Below are 17,126 nucleotides of genomic sequence, written 5' to 3'. Positions count from 1 at the left end.
GGAGACACAAGAATGGAAATGATCAATCACACGGTGATCAATCTGATCATCTTCGTGCTGGCGGTGTACGTCGGCTATCACGTGGTGTGGAACGTCACACCAGCGCTGCATACGCCGCTGATGGCGGTCACGAATGCCATTTCGGCCATCGTGATCGTGGGTGCCATGCTCGCGGCGGGCCTGACCGAAGGCGGGCTCGGGAAGACGATGGGTGTCGTAGCGGTGGCACTGGCAGCGGTGAACGTGTTCGGGGGCTTCCTCGTCACGCAACGCATGCTCGAGATGTTCAAGAAGAAAGACAAGGCGCCCGCTAAGGCCGCTAATGCCGCTAATGATTCGGCCGCAAAGGGAGCCCACTGACATGAGCATGAATCTTGTGACGCTGTTGTATCTGGTCGCGTCGATCTGTTTCATTCAGGCGCTCAAGGGCCTGTCGAATCCGAGAATGGCACGTCGCGGTAACGCGTTCGGCATGATCGGCATGGCCATCGCGGCCGTCACCACGATTGCCCTGATTTACGAGTTGCGCAAGCTTTCGGGCGGTAACTACTCGGGCCTCGGCCTGATCCTCGCGGGTCTCGTTGTGGGTGGCGGTATCGGTGCTTACGTTGCTCGCAAGGTCGAGATGACGAAGATGCCGGAACTGGTCGCAGCGATGCACTCGTTGATCGGTCTCGCGGCAGTGTGTATCGCGGTCGCCGCCGTCGCGGAACCGGCTGCGTTCGGTATCGTGGCTGCGGGTGAGGCGTTGCCGCCGGGTAACCGCATCGAGCTGTTCATCGGCACGTTTGTCGGCGCCATCACGTTCTCGGGCTCGGTCATCGCGTTCGGCAAGCTCTCGGGCAAGTACAAGTTCCGTCTGTTCCAAGGCGCACCGGTGGTCTTCAAAGGCCAGCACATGGTGAATCTGGCGCTGGCGATCGCGATGCTGGCCTTCGGCGGTGCGTTCTTCGTCTCGCAAAGCTGGACGCCGTTCGTCGCCATGACGGCCATCGCCTTCGTGCTGGGCGTGCTGATCATCATCCCGATCGGGGGTGCCGACATGCCGGTGGTGGTGTCGATGCTGAACTCGTACTCGGGCTGGGCCGCCGCCGGTATCGGCTTCTCGCTGAACAACCCGATGTTGATCATTGCGGGTTCGCTGGTTGGCTCGTCGGGTGCGATTCTGTCGTACATCATGTGCAAGGCGATGAATCGCTCGTTCTTCAACGTGATTCTCGGTGGCTTCGGCGCACAGGCGGGTGCTGCGGCAGCCGGTGGCGAACAGCAACAACGTCCGGTGAAATCGGGCTCGCCCGACGACGCCGCGTTCCTGATGAGCAACGCGGAATCGATCGTGATCGTGCCGGGTTATGGCTTGGCAGTTGCACGTGCCCAGCACGCGCTCAAGGAACTGACCGACAAGCTGGTGGAGAAGGGCGTGACCGTGCGTTATGCCATTCACCCGGTGGCGGGCCGCATGCCGGGTCACATGAACGTGCTGCTCGCCGAAGCCGAAGTCCCCTACGATCAAGTGCTGGAAATGGACGAGATCAACGGCGAATTCGGCCAGACGGACGTGGTGCTCGTGCTCGGCGCGAACGACGTGGTGAACCCGTCGGCCAAGAACGATCCGCAATCGCCGATTGCCGGCATGCCGATTCTCGAAGCCTACAAGGCCAAGACGATCATCGTGAACAAGCGTTCGATGGCTGCGGGCTACGCCGGGCTGGATAACGAACTGTTCTATCTCGACAAGACGATGATGGTGTTCGGCGACGCGAAGAAGGTGGTGGAAGAGATGGTCAAGGCGGCGGCCTGACGCAGCAGGGGTCTCGGGGCGCGCCGGCTTCAACGGCGCGCCAGCGCCACTGCGGTGGCTGGTTTGCTTACTTACTGGCAGGGCACTAGCACATGAACGTATCGCTGAGACAACTCAAGGTCTTCATGGTCGTGGCGCGCAGCAAGAATTTCAGCCGCGCGGGCGCCGAGATCGGCCTGACACAACCGGCCATCAGCCGTTGCATCAACGAACTGGAAGCCCAACTGGGCCTGCGGCTCGTGGATCGCACCACGCGAGAAGTTTCGCTGACCGACGCCGGTGTGACGCTCGCGGGCAGTCTCGATCGCGTACTCGACGAACTGGAAATTGCACTGCTGCAAACGCACGGTGCCGAAGCCCGCACCACGGGCAGGGTCCGTGTCGGCGCCGCCCCGACGATCTCCGCAACGCTCATGCCGCGTGTGCTGCTCGCCTCGCAGGCGACGTATCCGGACATCGCGCTCGCACTCGTCGACCAGATGCAACGCGCCGTGCTCGACAGCGTGCGCGCGGGCGATGTGGACTTCGGTATTGTCGTCGCCCCGCAAGGCGCTGACGATCTCTATACCGAACTGCTCATGAGCGAGCCGTTCTGTCTGGTGTGCCGCACCGATCACCCGCTCGCGACGCAAGCGGCGGTGCATTGGTCGGAGCTGTCAGGTGAAAATCTGGTGCTGCTCAATCAGGGCTCGGGCAGCCGTCCACTGATCGACCGCGCACTGACGACGCAGAAAGTGCAGGGCACCATCACGCAGGAGCTGGGGCATGTGAGCACCATCTTCCGCATGGTGCAGGAAGGGCTGGGTGTCAGCATCCTGCCGCCGTTTGCGCTGCCGCTGCCGGAGAATTCGACGCTGGCCGTGCGCCCGCTGCTGCCGGCATTCGAGCGGGCCATCGTGCTCGCACGCCGCAAGAACCGCTCGCTCTCGCCAGTCGCGCAGACGACGTGGGAATTGATCCATCGCGTCGTACGCGAACGCAATGGGCAACTGCGTGGCGACGCTCAGGCGTTCGTGACCGCTGCGACGGCCGCGACGGCTGCCACTGCCGCGACCGCTGCTGAAGCAGCCGGCGGCAAGGCCTGAAAACTTCATCTTTCGTGGCGCGTGTTCCGCGCGCCACTTCCGCTGAAAGTTAGCGGACACTTCGATGATGCCGATGGCGTCAGGCTGACCGCGGCCGCGCATTCCACCCGCATTCCTAATCAAATCAAAGATTTGCCATCGCTTTGTGCGGGGTTGTCCACAGGCTTGTGAACAAAATCTGTGGATAAGCTTGGCGCTTCGAGTGCGGCGCGAACCTGCCGTACGAACGCCTTTGCGAGCTGCGACGGCGGGTGCTGAAGCGAGGTCACGGCCGAGAACGTCGACAGGACCTGCGGCACAAACGGTCTGACTTCGACGCGCTGCGTCGCGAACGACGCGGTGATGCCGTCGATGATCGAGATACCCGCGCCATGCTCCACGAGCGTGCATATCGCTGCGGAGAGTTGCGACTCTGCACTCATGACGCGATCCACACCATGTTCGGCAAACACGCGGTCGATATCGAGCCGCGCATCCGATTCAGTGGGATAGGACACGAACGCTTCGCCACGCAAATCTTCCGGCGTGATGACCTCGCGCGCGGCGAGCGGATGCCCCTTCGGCAGCACGCATCGCATCGGTACCCGCAGCAACGGCTGCACCTGCAAGCCCGGGTGGGTGAGCGGGTGCGCGACGAAGCCGACATCGCAACGGCGGCCGAGCACCATATCGACCACGATGTTAGACGCATGCACGAGCAGGGTGGTGTTGATGCCCGGGTGTTCGCGCAGAAAACCGGTGAGTGTGATGGGCAGGAAGTCGAGTGCAATCGCGGGCGCACCGGCAATGTGCAGCGAGCCGCGCCGCAGCGACTTGATCTGTTCCGCCGTCTGCGCGATGCGCTCCATCCCGGCGAACGACCGCTCGACTTCATCGAACAGGACCAGCGCTTCGGGCGTCGGTTGCAGGCGTCCGTTGCTGCGGTCGAAGAGGGCGAACCCGACATCGGTTTCGAGATCGTTCAGCAGTCGGGTGACGGCGGGCTGCGAGACATGCAACATCTGCGCGGCGCGCGTGACCGTCTGGCGCAGGATCACGGCGCGAAAGGCTTCAAGTTGGCGAATCTTCATGATCGGCGGGGGGCGTGGGGGGCGCGGGGCGCGGCGACGTCGCCATAATATACAAACATACCGGCCGCAGAAAATGTGATTTGACGAGCCCGCGCGCGTCAGCGATTCTTGGGTACTCTCAAATAAATCAAGACGCCCGCGCGAGATTTCGCAGCAGCGGCAAGCCATAACATCTGGCGTTGCCTGTTTTGCCCGCGTTGCCTGCATTAGCGGCCGTTTCCCCATCGATGCAAAAGACAAGCGAGATCGCCGTCATTGGCGGCGGGCTGGTCGGCATGGCCATCGCGTACGGGCTCGCCCGGCGTGGCGAGCCGGTCGTCGTGCTCGACGGTGCCGATGACGCGCCGCGCGCCGCGCGTGGCAACTTCGGCCTCGTGTGGGTGCAGGGCAAGGGCGCGAGTTGCCCGCCTTATGCCCGCTGGTCATTGCATTCGGCAAATCGCTGGCAAGCGTTTGCCGACGAACTGGAAGCCCGCACGGGCGTGTCGGTCGGCTTCGAGCGTCCGGGGGGCTTCAACATCGCCGAGACGGCGCAGGAACTGGCGGCCAAGGCCGCCGTCATGCAGCAGCTCAAAACCAGCGAGCCTGCCCTGACCTACGACGTGCTCGATCACGACGCGCTCGCCGAACGCATCCCCGCGATTGGCGAACATGTCGCCGGGGCGATCTACTCGCCGCACGATGGTCACGTCAGCCCGCTCTACACCTTGCGCGCGCTCTTTGCTGCCTTCGCGCAGGCGGGCGGCACGTATGTGCCGAATGCGCGTGTGACGAACATCACGCCGCGCGCCGGTGCGTTCCGGCTCGACGTCGAAGGCGGGCGCACGCTCGATGCCGGTCGCGTCGTGCTCGCGGCGGGACTCGCCAATCGCGATCTCGCGCCGATGGTCGGTCTGTCGGCCCCCGTGCGCCCGATGCGCGGGCAGATTCTCGTGACGGAGCGCGTCGCGCCGTTCCTGTCGAACCCCACAATCTATGTCCGACAGACGGTCGAGGGCTCGGTCATGCTGGGCGACTCGGCGGAAGATGTGGGCTTCGACGACGGTGTGACCCCCGACGTCATCGCCGATATCGCGCGCCGCGCCATCTCGCCGTTTCCGCTGCTGCGCAATGTGCGCGTCGTGCGTGCGTGGGGGGCGCTGCGCGTCATGACATCCGATGGCTTGCCGATTTACGAAGCGTCGCTCGACTGTCCCGGCGCGTTTCTCACGACCTGCCATAGCGGCGTGACGCTGGCCGCCGCGCACTGCGACACCATCGTGCCGTGGATCATGGGCGGCGAGCGTCCTGACCTTCTGGAGCCATTCCATGCCCAGCGATTCGCTGTTTAAGTCGCTCGCGCGCCACGATGGCGCGACGGTGCGCATCGTCATCGACGGCACGCCGTACGATGCCCCGGCCGGTGCCAACGTGGCCGCCGCCATGCTGGCCGCAGGCGATACCGTTTGCCGCACCACGCCCGTGACGGGCGCGCCGCGCGCACCGTATTGCCTGATGGGCGTGTGTTTCGACTGTCTGGTGGAAATCGATGGCGTGCCCAATCGACAGGGCTGCATGACGCCCGTGCGGGACGGCATGCGCGTGCGCCGCATGCAAGGGGCGAGGGAACTGGCATGACGGTGAAGACAGTTGACCTGCTCGTCGTCGGTGCCGGCCCTGCGGGGCTGGCGGCCGCGCTGGAAGCGAAGCGCCACGGCCTCACGCCGCTGGTGATCGATGAGAACCCGCTGCCGGGCGGGCAGATCTATCGCAATGTCGGCGCGTCGCCGTTGGCTGACCCCGCGTTGCTCGGCGAAGACTATCTGTACGGCCACACGCTGGTACAGGCGTTCGAAGATGCGGATATCGCGTATTGGCCGCGCACGCTGGTGTGGCAGATCGGACAAGACCGGCGCGTGTTTGCGACCCGTGAAGGCGCAGGCACGTGGCAGATCGATGCGCGGGCGATTGTGCTGGCGGGCGGCGCGATGGAGCGTCCGTTCCCGATTCCCGGCTGGACGCTGCCCGGTGTGATGGGCGTGGGGGCCGCGCAAACGCTGCTCAAGTCGGCGGCGCTCGCGCCGCAACACGGGGCCGTGCTCGCGGGTTGCGGGCCGCTTCTGTATCTGTTTGCGTGGCAGATGCTGCGCGCTGGCGTCCCTGTACGCGCAATTCTCGATACGACACAACGCAGTGCCCGACGCGACGCTTTGCGTCATCTTGGCGGCGCGTTGCGTGCACCGGGTTATCTCGCTAAAGGCATCAAGTTGCTACGCGCGATCCGGGCAGCAGGTGTCGAGCACGTGAAGGATGTCGAAGCGCTGCGCGTGCTTGGCAGCGCGGGCGGAGACCGGACGGAAGCGATCGAATACCGCGTGGCCGGGGTCGCTGGTGAATCAAAGCGCATCGACACGCCACTGGTGCTGTTGCATCAGGGCGTGGTGCCCAACACGCAGATCACGCGCTCGATCGGTTGCGAGCACGTGTGGCACGACGCGCAACTTTGCTGGGTGCCGCGCACCGATGCGTGGGGTGAGTCGAGCGTGCCGCGCATCTTCGTGGCGGGTGATGGTGGCGGTATTGCCGGGGCGCGCGCAGCGGAACCTTCGGGGCGGCTGGCTGCCTTGCAGGCGGCGCATGCGCTTGGCCGCATCGACACGTCGCGTCGAGATTCGGCGGCATTCCCGTTGCGACGCGAACTCGCGCGCCACACGGCGATCCGGCCGTTTCTCGATGCGTACTATCGCCCGTCCGATGCCATGCGCCGGCCCGCCGACGATGACACCGTGGTGTGCCGCTGCGAAGAGGTCACGGCGGGCGACGTGCGGCACATGGCGGCGCTGGGATGTGTGGGCCCGAACCAGACGAAGTCATTCTCACGCTGCGGGATGGGGCCTTGTCAGGGACGCCTGTGCGGCCTGACAGTGGCAGAACTGCTCGCGCAGACGCAGGGACGCGAGGTGGCGGACGTGGGGTATTACCGCATCCGCGCGCCCCTCAAACCCGTGATGCTTGGCGATCTGGCGATGGCAGTCCCTGCGCCGGCACAACCCGCCGAGCGACAGGAGTTTCCTCGCTGAGTTTGGGTTACGCATTCCCTGCATGCGGCATTGACCCCGCGCCAAACCGGTATTGAACCCTCACTGAACCCGCACTGAACTATTTCCCCTGTCTGGCTGCCGCCCGCGTACTTGACCGGCGCGTCGCGGCGGCCAGCTTTTTTCAGTGCGGCGTTGATGCTTCGGACGCCGTGGCATTGGCGGGGCAGTTCACTGCAATGTCATCGAGGTTGCGCTAGAATTCCTTTCATTCGCAGGTCGCGCTATACGCCGACGGCCTGACGATCTCTCTTCTCGTCATGACATGGCAGTCGACTGCGCCGTGTCACCCCCAAGTTTCAAGACTCCCATGACTTCAGCATCTGCGAAGCCACGCTCGGGCTTTTGGCCTGCGCGCGCGGCGACGATGGCATTACTGTTTTGCAGCGGTTTTCTCTATGCAACGTGGGGCGTGCACGTGCCCACGGTCAAGGCGATGTTCGATCTGAACGATGCCAGCTTGTCGGTGGCGATGTTTGCCATCGCAGGCGGGGCCATCGTCACCATGTCGCGCATGGCCCGCTGGATCGGTCGCGCGGGCAGCCAGCGCGCCAGTCTCGTCTCGGGCATGGCGCTGGCCGTCACCAGCGCGTTCATTCTGTCGATGCCGAACTACTGGGGCCTCGTGGGCTGGCTCGCGTTGTATGGCGCAGCGAACGCGACCTATGACGTCGCGGTGAACGCACAGGCGGCCACGCTGGAGGCACGCTACCGCAAGCCGATCATGGCATCGCTGCACGGGTGTTTCAGTCTGGGCGGAATGTCGGGCGCGCTCGTGGGCGGCGCATGGCTCGCGCATCAGGGTTCGCCGCAGTGGCATATCGGTCTGGCGGCGATGGGCTGCGCCGTCGTGATGGTGGTCGGTGCGCGCTTCATGCAGCCGGACATGTTGCCGGGCGAGGCGCCGGTGGCTTCGTCGGCGGCTGCATCGTCGGATGATTCCCCGCGCAAAGCCGTCCCGCCGCCCGCGCTCGATGACGTGTCGCGCCGCAAGCTGCATCGCCGCCTGACCGGCTTCGGCATTCTCGCGTTTCTCGGGTTGGTGGTGGAGGGCGCAATGTACGACTGGACGGCCGTCTACATGCGCGAAGTGGTGGCCGCACAGGGCGCATGGATCGGCGCGGGCTATGCCGCGTTCTCACTCGGCATGGCGGGCGGACGCTTCGGTGGCGACCCAGTGCGGGCGCGCATGGGCGGCGCTCGCCTGTTGCGCGTGAGCAGCTTGTTGTGTGTCGGCGGGGTGATGCTCGCGCTGGTCTGGCGCGAACCTGCGGCGGCCGTGGCCGGTTTTGCGCTGGCCGGACTGGGCCTGTCGAATGTGATGCCGGTGATGTTTGCGGCGTCGGGTGAGGTGGCACGCGGCGCGGGGATGGCGAGCGCCGAAGCGATTGCCGTGATGGCGCGTCTCGCTTATCTCGGCCTGCTCGTGGGGCCGGTGCTGATCGGGGCGATCGCACACGGCATCAGCTTGCCGGTGGCATTGGCTGCGGGCCTGCTGTGCATCGTGCCGATTGCGTTGCTCGCACCGAAGATGCTGGCAGGCGCCGACGGGCGCACCGCACAGCACTGACGCTAATTGAAAATCCCGCCATGCCGGACGCTTTGCACTGCGGCATGGCGCTGCAATCACGCAGGCGCGCTGCGCCCGAGCCGTTCGATCAGCGCGCGGTGCGCCGGCCATTGCGCGGCGAGCGTTGCCGGGTCGGCCATCTCGAAGTCTTCGAACGCGAACCCGGGCGCGACGGTACATCCCGCCAGCGAGTAGCTCGTCGACGGTGCGGGCTGCGCCGCGAACCAGTGCCCCGCGCGAACCACGTGCTGAAGGTGCTCGCCGTTCACGACATCGGCACCGAGGCATGTCGTCGTCAAGTTGCCCGCCGGGTCGATCTCGTGAATCCAGAGCGTGCCGCCAAGATGGAAATGCCAGATCTCGTCGCTGCGAATCCGATGGAACGCGGAGAAATCACCGGCCTCGAGCAGATAAAAAATCGCCGTGGAAATGCTGCGTGCGCCCGAGAAACCGGGCGGCAGCGCCTGCGCCGCAATGGTGTCTGAGGCGCGGTAGGTTTCGCGGTAGTGCCCGCCTTCCGGGTGCGGCTGTAGCCCCAGCGACGTGACGAGTTCAGCGGCAGACGGCATGGCGGACTCCTGAAAACCCCGGGGCAATTTAGCGCAACGTGACCGACACTTCACCGATCCCGTCGATGTTGCCGCGCAACACGCCGGTGCTGTTGGCGGGAATCATGCCGACATACGAGCCGCACGTAATCACGGCACCGGCGCGCATGGTGATGCCGCGCTTGCCGTTGTGATTGACGAGCCACGTGAGCAGCGCGCGCGGGTCGCCTGCGGGGTTGCGCGTGCGGGCTGGGGCGATGTTGTTGCCGTCGAGCGTGAACGTCACCTTCGGCGAGTCGTAGTTGAGCGACGCGTCGTAAGCACGCCCGCTGCCGATCACCAGTGCGCCGTTGTTCTGCAAATCGGCGAGCACGAAACGCGAATCGAGCCCGGTTGCCGCATAGCGGCTGTCGGTGATTTCGATGGTCACCAGCGTCTCGCCCACGTGCATGAAGATGTCGCGCTCGTCGTGACGGCCCGGCTTGATATCGCGCGAAAGCCGGAACGCAATTTCCAGTTCCAGACCCGGGCGGAAGAAATCGTTCAGCGCGAGCGTGCCACCCGTCTCACTGACGACGGACGCGGGAATCGGTGCGCAGTTCGGCAGATCGGTCGGTGCCTTGGCGCCCACTTTCCACGCGGTAATCGTCTCACCGAGCAGATCGAGCGTGCGCAACTGCACGGCGTAAGCGCCATTGGCGTCGATGGGGCGCAACTCGGCAGCGGGCGAATCGATGGGCGTGTCGCCACGGCGGGTATCCGCCAACAGACGGGCGAGGGACTCGACGGCAGCTTGCGTATCGTGGGTGTCGGGCATGAAGCAGGTCTCCGGTGTATGGGGCGGGCGATGTCCGAATGTCGGGCGAACGCCGGTGTGTCTGACAGACGAATCGTATACATAATTCAACGCCAATGGCGCAGTGCAGCGAACGTGATGTCTACCGCGCGAAAACAACAGTCAACGTAGTCAAAGTGACATCGATCTGCGAGAATCGGTCTCGTGTAATTGTTCGTAATATTTCGTGGAGTCCGTCGCAACAAGTCCTTGGCGCGCTACGCCGCCGCCCACGAAAGTGCCGTGCCTGGTGTCGATAACATTCTTCCAAAAGCGAGCGACCTTGCCGAGCCTATGCACTCTGTCCCGTTGAATGTTTTTCCGGATCACGCGTCCCATGGCCCGCCTGTGACTGAGGCTGCCGCGCACTTGCCGATCAGCCGTCAGGCGCTGCATCTCGCGGTCGGGGACCGCTTGCGCAGGATGATCACCGAGGGGGTGCTGCCGCCGGGCGCGCATCTGAACGAGCGCGCATTGTGCGAGCAACTCGGCGTGTCGCGCACGCCGCTGCGCGAGGCGCTCAAGGCGCTGGCCGTCGAGCGCCTCATCGAGCTGCTGCCCAATCGCGGCGCCCGCGTCGTGACGCTTTCGGCTGGCGATATTGCGGACGCGTTCGAGCTGCTTAGCGGTCTTGAGGCACTGGCGGGAGAGTTGGCCTGCGAGCGCATCACGCAGGCGGAAGTCGACGAGATTCAATCGCTGCACACCACCATGGGCGTGTGCCACGCGCACGGCGATCTGCCCGGTTACTTCGAATGCAATCGGCGCATTCACGAGCGTATCAATGCCGCCGCGCGCAATCCGTCGCTCATGCAGATGTATCAGGCCGTGAACCGGCGCTTGCAGGCGCTGCGTTTCCGTTCGAACCTGCATGCGGGCAAGTGGGAGCGCGCCATCGCGGAACACGACGCCATGCTGCAAGCGCTGCATCGGCGTGATGGCGTCACGCTCGGGCGCCTGCTGCGCGCGCATTTGATGGCCAAGTGCGACGTCGTGCTGGCCCATGTTCGCGCTGCCGCTTGATCAGTCGCGCTTAAGCTGCGCGGCTCGTACTCATGCCGCGCGACTCATACTCACCAGTCCTTCATTGAGCATGGCCGCGACGTAGGCGTCGGTCTTGCTGCGCAGGTGCGTCTCCATCAGCGCGCGCAGCCGCTTGCTGTCGCGTCGGCGCATGAGCGAGAGCATTTCTGCGTGCTCGTCCACGGCTTGCCGCCAGCGCTCGGGCGTGGGCGTCAGACGCTCACGCACATGCCGTAGCCGCGCGTTCAGATTGTGGAAGTATTCCGCCAGTGGACTGTTATCGGCGATGCGCAAAATGCTCAGGTGAATCTGCTGATTGAGCGAGAAGTACGCTTCATGATCCGTGCGTGCAAAGGCTGCTTCCATCTCGACTTGCAGGCGGGCGAGTTCATCGAGATCGGCCTCCGTCGCCTTCTCGCAGGCCTGTTCGCCTGACAGCCCCTCCAACACCGCCATCACCGCGAGCAGATTCACCACCTCGTCGACGCTCACGCGCGCCACGCGGGCCCGGCGCGTCTCCGAGATTTCCACCAGTCCTTCGTTCGCCAGCCGTTTGAGCGCTTCGCGCAGCGGTGTGCGCGATACCGCGAGTTCGTCGCACAGCGCCCGCTCGGACAGCGGCGCGCCCGGGCGGAGTTCGCCGCTGACGATGCGCGCCTTGAGCGCTTCGTAAGCGGTGGCGTTGAGCGATGCTGACGTGTCCATGAGCCGGTGATTTCTAAAATGGAATGCCAATTCTGATTGGGGTGACGTGTTCCGTCAATCGCTTAGGGTGGTAAATCACACGTTAACCCTGATTTATACGGTTATCACTTGCCAGTTCTACGCCAATACTTCTATCGTTAACAAAAATTGGTATACCAAAAAGGCTGCGGCACATGGGGTGCGAGCCAGCGTAAGAAGGAGGCAATGTGACATCGACCGTTCTGACCGAGCAACGCGGCGCAGTGGCGCTGGTGACGCTCAACCGTCCCGAGAAACTCAACGCACTGACCAAGCCGATGTGGCGGGCGTTGGGCGACGCGATTCTTGCGCTGTCCGAGGCACCCGGCGTGCGCTGCATCGTGCTGCGAGGTGCGGGCGAAAAGTCGTTTGCGCCCGGCAACGACATCGCCGAGTTCGAGACCGATCGTGCCAATGTGGAACAGGCCCGGGCATACGGCGCGTTGATGCACAGAACGCTCGATGCGCTGGCCAATTGCCCGGTGCCGCTCGTGGCCATGATTCACGGCATTTGCGTGGGCGGCGGCATGGAAATCGCCGCGTCGTGCGACGTGCGCATTTGTGGCGAGTCGAGCCGCTTTGGCGCGCCGATCAACAAGCTTGGGCTGGTCATGGCGCATGCGGAGTTGTCGGGCTTGGTGCGCCTGCTCGGGCCCACGCGTGCGCTCGAAATCTTGCTGGAAGGGCGAATTTTCGATGCGCAGGAGGCGCAGCGTATCGGCCTTGTCACTCGTGTGGTCGCTGATGCGAAGGTGACGGAAGAAGCCCTCGCCAGTGCGGAGCGCATCGCTGCCGGTGCCCCGCTGGTGGCGCGCTGGCACAAGCGGTTCGTGCGTGAATTGGCGAGCGGCAAGCCGCTGACGCCGGCACAGATCGACGAGGGCTTTGCGTGTTTCGGCACGGCCGATTTTCAAGCGGGCTATCGCGCGTTTCTCGCGAAGACGGCCCCGGTGTTCGAGGGACGCTGAGATGACCGAGACCGTTCAACCCAAGGGTGGCCCGTTGCAGGGCGTGAAGGTGATCGAGTTGTCGCACATCATGTCGGGCCCCGTGTGCGGCATGATGCTGGCCGACATGGGCGCCGACGTCATCAAGGTCGAGAAGATGGAAGGCGACGATGCGCGCCGCTTCGCGCCCATCCTCGCGCATGGCGAATCGGCATCGTTCATGATGCTCAACCGCCACAAGCGCGGCATTGCGCTCAATCTCAAGACCGAAGGCGGCAAGGCAGTGTTGCGCAAGATGCTGGCCACCGCCGATGTCGTCACCGAGAACTACCGCAAAGGCACGATGGAGAAACTGGGCCTCGGCTATGAGACGCTGCGCGAGGCGAACCCGGCGCTGATCTATTGCGCAATCTCCGGGTACGGCCGCACGGGGCCTTATGCCGACAAGGGCGGTTTCGATCTGATCGCACAGGGCCTTTCGGGCCTGATGAGCGTGACGGGCGAGCCGGGGCAGGCCCCCATCAAGGCGGGTTCGCCGATTGCCGACATCAATGCAGGCATTCTGGCGGCGCTTGGTATTTCGGCCGCGTATGCACACCGGTTGCGCACGGGGCAGGGGCAAGTTGTCGACACGTCGCTGCTTGAGGCGGGGTTTCAGCAGATGTACTGGGCGGCGGCCAACTTCTTCGCCAGTGGCGAGAATCCGCCGAAGCTCGGCTCGGCCAATCCGACCAGCACGCCGTATCAGGCGTTTCGCACGAAAGACGGCTGGATCAATATCGGTGCGGCGAATCAGGCCAACTACGAGCGGCTGTTGCAAGTGCTCGATGCGCCCGAGATCGCGGGCGATCCGCGCTTCGCTACGAACGCTGGCCGCACGGCGAATCGTGCAGAACTTGTTGAGCGGATTACGGCATATCTGATGCGCGACACGACGCAGGCGTGGGTCGAACGGCTCGACGCCGTCGGGCTGCCCGTCGGGCCGGTGCTGCCGATCTCCGAGGCCGCCGTGCATCCGCAGATCGTCGCGCGCGAGATGGTCGTGGAGACCGTGCATCCGCTCGACGGGCCTACGCGCAGCATCGGGCTGCCGATCCGGTTCTCGGAAACGCCCAAGCAGACCGGCGGCCCCGCACCGAGGCTGGGCGAACACACGCTCGATGTGCTCGCGGAATATGGCTACGACGCCGCGCAAATCCGTGACCTGCTGGCGCAAGGCGCGATTCATGCGTTGGCGGCGGAGCGCGCCACCGCAGCGTGATATTTGAGGTCACGCAGAAAGTCCTGAAGTCATCAGAAACGCCGTGCACCGCCGAGGTGCCCGGCGTTTTTTTCATGAAGTGGAATAACGGCGCTAATTCGCGCCGCGATGAAAATTGATCCGAACTTCCCTCGGATGGGCCGGTCGGTCATTAACGGATTGTGAATTGATCGTTAGCCGGGCATTCATTGGCGCAACACGGGCCACCGACGAACCTCACCACACGGCACGGCCGTAAGGAGGGAAGGGATGACTGATCGCATGCAGTTGAGCAGGGCTGGCAACGGGTTTCATGAGCGGCGCAGGCGATGTAAAGGCCGTTTTGCAGGAGGGTGGTCGCGCGAGAACGACGCGCGTACCATTGGGCTTCACGTATCGACGTTCGCGAGGTGAGCATGCCGGCACGCATCGAAGACTACGCCATGATTGGCGACTGCCGAAGCGCTGCGCTGGTCGCGCGCGACGGTTCGATCGACTGGCTCTGCTGGCCATATTTCGATTCTCCCGCCTGCTTTGCGGCGTTGCTCGGCGGTCCCGAGCACGGTCATTGGAAACTCGCCCCCGACGATCCCAAGGCCACCGTCACACGCCGCTATCACGACGACACCCTGATTCTGGAAACACGTTTTGAAACGTGCGAAGGCTGCGTGTCGATCATCGACTTCATGCCATTGCGCGATGGCGCGGCCGATCTGGTGCGGCTGGTCAAGGGGATCCACGGCACGATCACCATGTCGATGGAACTGATTCTGCGCTTCGACTACGGCGCATCGGTGCCATGGGCTCGCCCGCTGGACAAGGACGACGCCACCGGACCGGGCATGCGCCTGATCGCCGGGCCTGACAAGGTGGTATTGCGCACGCCGGTCCCCATTCAGGATGTGCCGGGCAGTCTGCGGGCCACTTTTCAGGTGAAGGCGGGCGAGACCGTGCCATTCGTGTTGTCGCGGGTGGCCTCGCATCACGCCGATCCGCGCGAAATCGACCCGCTGGCGGCGCTCACCGATACCGAGCGCTACTGGCGCACGTGGGCGGGCCGCTGCCAACTGGATGGCCGCTGGACCGACGCGATCCGCCGTTCGCTCATCACCCTCAAGGCGCTGACGTTCGTGCCGACGGGCGGCGTGGTGGCCGCGCCCACGACGTCACTGCCCGAGCAACTGGGGGGCGAACGTAACTGGGACTACCGCTATTGCTGGCTCAGGGACGCCACGCTGACGTTGCAGGCGCTCATGCTCGGCGGCTATTACACGGAAGCCAACGACTGGAGTGATTGGCTGGTGCGCGCCGTCGCGGGCGCGCCGTCGCAGGTGCAGATCATGTACGGACTGTCCGGCGAGCGGCGGCTGCCGGAGTGGGAAGTCGACTGGCTGCCGGGCTACGAGGGCGCGAAACCCGTGCGCGTGGGCAACGGCGCGGTCGGCCAGCTTCAGCTCGACGTCTACGGCGAAGTCATGGACGCGCTGCATCAGGCGCGCCTTGGCGGTCTGACGCCGGACGACGCGACATGGGAGGTGCAGACCAAGCTGGTCGCGCATCTCGAGACGGTCTGGCGCAAGCCCGACGAAGGCATCTGGGAAGTGCGTGGCGGGCGCCAGCATTTCACTTACTCGAAGGTGATGGCGTGGGTCGCGTTCGACCGCGCGATCAAGTCGGCGGAGCGCTTCAATCTGCCGGGGCCGGTCGATCACTGGCGCAAGTTATGTCAGGAGATTCACACGGACGTCTGCACGCATGGCTTCGACAAGACACGCAACGCGTTCATGCAGGCGTATGGCTCCGACGAGATGGACGCCAGTGCCCTGATGATTCCGCTGGTGGGTTTTCTGCCGCCGGACGACCCGCGTGTCATCGGGACGGTCGAGGCGGTCGAGCGCGAGCTGATGCGAGACGGGTTGGTGCAGCGCTACCGCACCAGTCGCGTCGACGACGGCTTGCCGGCGGGCGAGGGGGCGTTTTTGGCGTGCAGCTTCTGGATGGTCGATTGTCTGGTGATGCTGGGCCGTCAGGGTGACGCGCGCAAGTTGTTCGAGCGACTGCTGTCGTTGCGCAATGACGTCGGGTTACTTGCTGAGGAGTACGACACGCACCACAAGCGTCAGGTCGGCAACTTCCCGCAGGCTTTTTCGCACATCGCGCTCGTGCATGCTGCGATTCGGCTCGAAGCACTCACCGAGGACGACCGGGCGGATAACGACGCCGAGGACGCCGCCGACGAGGCGCATTACGAGCATGTGGGGTATCGGGCGGTCCGCGCCTGATCCGAAACCTGTCTTAACCCTTGCCGGGCCCGTGTTCGCACGGGCCCGAGTCATGTATGGGGTATGCAGGCGGCATGCGGGCGGAGATTGGCGCGCACTGCCAAATCTCGCAGGGGAATAACGAATTGCTAAAGGTATTCGCAAAGGATGCCGTAATAACTTTCGAATCCTTACCATCTTTCCTTGCGGAGCGCCCCCCTCTCCATGACTATCATCGCGGTCAAGAACAGCTCGACTTCCAGCCTGCTCGACGTCTGGCAAGCCCACATCCAGTCGCAACAGGCCGAAAAGGCGCAGGCGGCGGGCGGCGGAAACGTCGCCGGACAGAAGGCCGGGACGGCCGCTACGGCGAATGCATCGAGTACGTCTGACAAGGCGGCAAAGCCCGCCGACGGCAGCACGGCGACGACAGCGGCGTCCACCACCGCGCCCGATGCCAACAATAACGGTACGAGTTCGCGCAAGATCGACACCGATATGGTGAAGTCCGTGCGCGATGCGAGCGATGCCGCGAAGGCGATCGGCGGGGCGGCAGCTGGCGGGGCAGGCGCGACAGGCGGTGCGGGCAATGCGGGCCCTGCCGCCAATGGCATCGTCGAGCAGACCATCCAGAAACTCAAGGACATGCTGGCCAAGGTCATGGCGCAGCTCGAAGCCGTGCGCAACAACGACTCGATCCCGCCGGAAGAAAAGATGGCGGAAGTGCAGACGCTGTCGGCACAAGCGATGACGATTCGCGCACAGATCCAGACGCTGATGGACCCGAGCAAGACCACCGGCACGCGCGTCAACACCACGGCCTGACAGACTTTCCCCGTTCTTCCCCTGTCCCCGGGAGATTTGGCGCGATAGAATTCGGCTTTCGCTTAATTCTTGAGACGGCACGGCCTTCTTGCGTGCCGTCCCAGCCTTCTCCCCTCGCCGC

Annotated in this window: 16 protein-coding genes; 12 read left to right on the top strand and 4 right to left on the bottom strand. The window is 64.4% G+C overall.

Annotation, left to right across the window (positions count from 1 at the left end; translation table 11 throughout):
- Positions 1-12: 12 nt before the first annotated feature.
- From CDV44_RS13215 to CDV44_RS13205, 3 genes are all read left to right on the top strand, one after another.
- On the top strand, positions 13-360 hold the full coding sequence (locus CDV44_RS13215; protein WP_087688421.1) for a proton-translocating transhydrogenase family protein: 348 nt from the start codon (positions 13-15) through the stop codon (positions 358-360).
- A gap of 1 nt (position 361) precedes the next feature.
- Positions 362-1,801 carry an NAD(P)(+) transhydrogenase (Re/Si-specific) subunit beta gene (locus CDV44_RS13210; protein ID WP_087688420.1) on the top strand — a complete coding sequence of 480 codons (1,440 nt, stop codon included), beginning with the start codon at positions 362-364 and terminating at the stop codon, positions 1,799-1,801.
- A gap of 92 nt (positions 1,802-1,893) precedes the next feature.
- Positions 1,894-2,886 carry a LysR family transcriptional regulator gene (locus CDV44_RS13205; protein WP_246185564.1) on the top strand — a complete coding sequence of 331 codons (993 nt, stop codon included), beginning with the start codon at positions 1,894-1,896 and terminating at the stop codon, positions 2,884-2,886.
- Positions 2,887-3,005: 119 nt separating this feature from the next.
- Here the strand turns inward: CDV44_RS13205 and CDV44_RS13200 are convergent, their stop codons facing one another.
- Entirely contained in the window at positions 3,006-3,956 is a 951-nt protein-coding gene (locus tag CDV44_RS13200; RefSeq protein ID WP_087688419.1) for a LysR substrate-binding domain-containing protein, read from the bottom strand.
- Positions 3,957-4,183: 227 nt separating this feature from the next.
- On the opposite strand from CDV44_RS13200, the gene CDV44_RS13195 reads away from it, so the two are divergent.
- The 4 genes from CDV44_RS13195 (at position 4,184) to CDV44_RS13180 (ending at position 8,603) form a co-directional block, all read left to right on the top strand.
- Positions 4,184-5,287, top strand: coding sequence for an FAD-binding oxidoreductase (locus tag CDV44_RS13195; protein WP_087688418.1), 1,104 nt, complete (start codon positions 4,184-4,186; stop codon positions 5,285-5,287).
- Complete coding sequence (locus CDV44_RS13190; protein WP_087688417.1) at positions 5,265-5,573, top strand: (2Fe-2S)-binding protein; 309 nt, start codon at positions 5,265-5,267, stop codon at positions 5,571-5,573. Before CDV44_RS13195 ends, CDV44_RS13190 begins: the two co-directional genes overlap by 23 nt.
- Positions 5,570-7,015, top strand: coding sequence for an NAD(P)/FAD-dependent oxidoreductase (locus CDV44_RS13185; RefSeq protein WP_087688416.1), 1,446 nt, complete (start codon positions 5,570-5,572; stop codon positions 7,013-7,015). The genes CDV44_RS13190 and CDV44_RS13185 overlap by 4 nt, the downstream gene beginning before the upstream one ends.
- A gap of 328 nt (positions 7,016-7,343) precedes the next feature.
- Positions 7,344-8,603, top strand: coding sequence for an MFS transporter (locus CDV44_RS13180; protein ID WP_170935976.1), 1,260 nt, complete (start codon positions 7,344-7,346; stop codon positions 8,601-8,603).
- 56 nt (positions 8,604-8,659) lie between these two features.
- On the opposite strand, the gene CDV44_RS13175 is transcribed toward CDV44_RS13180, so the two are convergent.
- Both CDV44_RS13175 and CDV44_RS13170 read right to left on the bottom strand, forming a co-directional pair.
- Entirely contained in the window at positions 8,660-9,172 is a 513-nt protein-coding gene (locus tag CDV44_RS13175; protein WP_087688414.1) for a cupin domain-containing protein, read from the bottom strand.
- Between the two features lie 28 nt (positions 9,173-9,200).
- Positions 9,201-9,968, bottom strand: a complete 768-nt coding sequence (locus CDV44_RS13170; RefSeq protein ID WP_087688413.1) for a 2-keto-4-pentenoate hydratase — start codon at positions 9,966-9,968, stop codon at positions 9,201-9,203.
- 366 nt (positions 9,969-10,334) lie between these two features.
- Between CDV44_RS13170 and CDV44_RS13165 the strand changes: the two genes are divergently transcribed.
- Positions 10,335-11,009 carry a GntR family transcriptional regulator gene (locus CDV44_RS13165; RefSeq protein WP_371328756.1) on the top strand — a complete coding sequence of 225 codons (675 nt, stop codon included), beginning with the start codon at positions 10,335-10,337 and terminating at the stop codon, positions 11,007-11,009.
- Between the two features lie 30 nt (positions 11,010-11,039).
- Here CDV44_RS13165 and CDV44_RS13160 read toward each other — a convergent pair whose 3' ends face one another.
- Complete coding sequence (locus tag CDV44_RS13160) at positions 11,040-11,714, bottom strand: GntR family transcriptional regulator (protein WP_087688412.1); 675 nt, start codon at positions 11,712-11,714, stop codon at positions 11,040-11,042.
- A 206-nt stretch (positions 11,715-11,920) separates the two neighbouring features.
- Between CDV44_RS13160 and CDV44_RS13155 the strand changes: the two genes are divergently transcribed.
- The 4 genes from CDV44_RS13155 (at position 11,921) to CDV44_RS13140 (ending at position 17,005) form a co-directional block, all read left to right on the top strand.
- On the top strand, positions 11,921-12,700 hold the full coding sequence (locus CDV44_RS13155; RefSeq protein WP_087688411.1) for an enoyl-CoA hydratase/isomerase family protein: 780 nt from the start codon (positions 11,921-11,923) through the stop codon (positions 12,698-12,700).
- A gap of 1 nt (position 12,701) precedes the next feature.
- Positions 12,702-13,940, top strand: a complete 1,239-nt coding sequence (locus tag CDV44_RS13150; RefSeq protein WP_087688410.1) for a CaiB/BaiF CoA-transferase family protein — start codon at positions 12,702-12,704, stop codon at positions 13,938-13,940.
- A gap of 395 nt (positions 13,941-14,335) precedes the next feature.
- Positions 14,336-16,201: a glycoside hydrolase family 15 protein gene (locus CDV44_RS13145; RefSeq protein WP_087688409.1), complete on the top strand. Its 1,866-nt coding sequence runs from the start codon at positions 14,336-14,338 to the stop codon at positions 16,199-16,201.
- A gap of 204 nt (positions 16,202-16,405) precedes the next feature.
- Complete coding sequence (locus CDV44_RS13140; protein WP_087688408.1) at positions 16,406-17,005, top strand: FlxA-like family protein; 600 nt, start codon at positions 16,406-16,408, stop codon at positions 17,003-17,005.
- Positions 17,006-17,126 lie beyond the last annotated feature (121 nt).

The organism is Pandoraea sp. PE-S2R-1 (genome assembly GCF_002179865.1).
Taxonomy (GTDB): Bacteria; Pseudomonadota; Gammaproteobacteria; order Burkholderiales; family Burkholderiaceae; genus Pandoraea.
The sequence above is the reverse complement of the archived record's forward strand: the minus strand, read 5'-3'. Positions and strand labels throughout refer to the sequence as shown.

Coding starts and splice junctions, on each gene's coding strand:
- CDV44_RS13215 (WP_087688421.1), top strand. CDS start 13: ATGGAAATGATCAATCACACGGTGATCAATCTGATCATCTTCGTGCTG.
- CDV44_RS13210 (WP_087688420.1), top strand. CDS start 362: ATGAGCATGAATCTTGTGACGCTGTTGTATCTGGTCGCGTCGATCTGT.
- CDV44_RS13205 (WP_246185564.1), top strand. CDS start 1,894: ATGAACGTATCGCTGAGACAACTCAAGGTCTTCATGGTCGTGGCGCGC.
- CDV44_RS13200 (WP_087688419.1), bottom strand. CDS start 3,956: ATGAAGATTCGCCAACTTGAAGCCTTTCGCGCCGTGATCCTGCGCCAG.
- CDV44_RS13195 (WP_087688418.1), top strand. CDS start 4,184: ATGCAAAAGACAAGCGAGATCGCCGTCATTGGCGGCGGGCTGGTCGGC.
- CDV44_RS13190 (WP_087688417.1), top strand. CDS start 5,265: ATGCCCAGCGATTCGCTGTTTAAGTCGCTCGCGCGCCACGATGGCGCG.
- CDV44_RS13185 (WP_087688416.1), top strand. CDS start 5,570: ATGACGGTGAAGACAGTTGACCTGCTCGTCGTCGGTGCCGGCCCTGCG.
- CDV44_RS13180 (WP_170935976.1), top strand. CDS start 7,344: ATGACTTCAGCATCTGCGAAGCCACGCTCGGGCTTTTGGCCTGCGCGC.
- CDV44_RS13175 (WP_087688414.1), bottom strand. CDS start 9,172: ATGCCGTCTGCCGCTGAACTCGTCACGTCGCTGGGGCTACAGCCGCAC.
- CDV44_RS13170 (WP_087688413.1), bottom strand. CDS start 9,968: ATGCCCGACACCCACGATACGCAAGCTGCCGTCGAGTCCCTCGCCCGT.
- CDV44_RS13160 (WP_087688412.1), bottom strand. CDS start 11,714: ATGGACACGTCAGCATCGCTCAACGCCACCGCTTACGAAGCGCTCAAG.
- CDV44_RS13150 (WP_087688410.1), top strand. CDS start 12,702: ATGACCGAGACCGTTCAACCCAAGGGTGGCCCGTTGCAGGGCGTGAAG.
- CDV44_RS13145 (WP_087688409.1), top strand. CDS start 14,336: ATGCCGGCACGCATCGAAGACTACGCCATGATTGGCGACTGCCGAAGC.
- CDV44_RS13140 (WP_087688408.1), top strand. CDS start 16,406: ATGACTATCATCGCGGTCAAGAACAGCTCGACTTCCAGCCTGCTCGAC.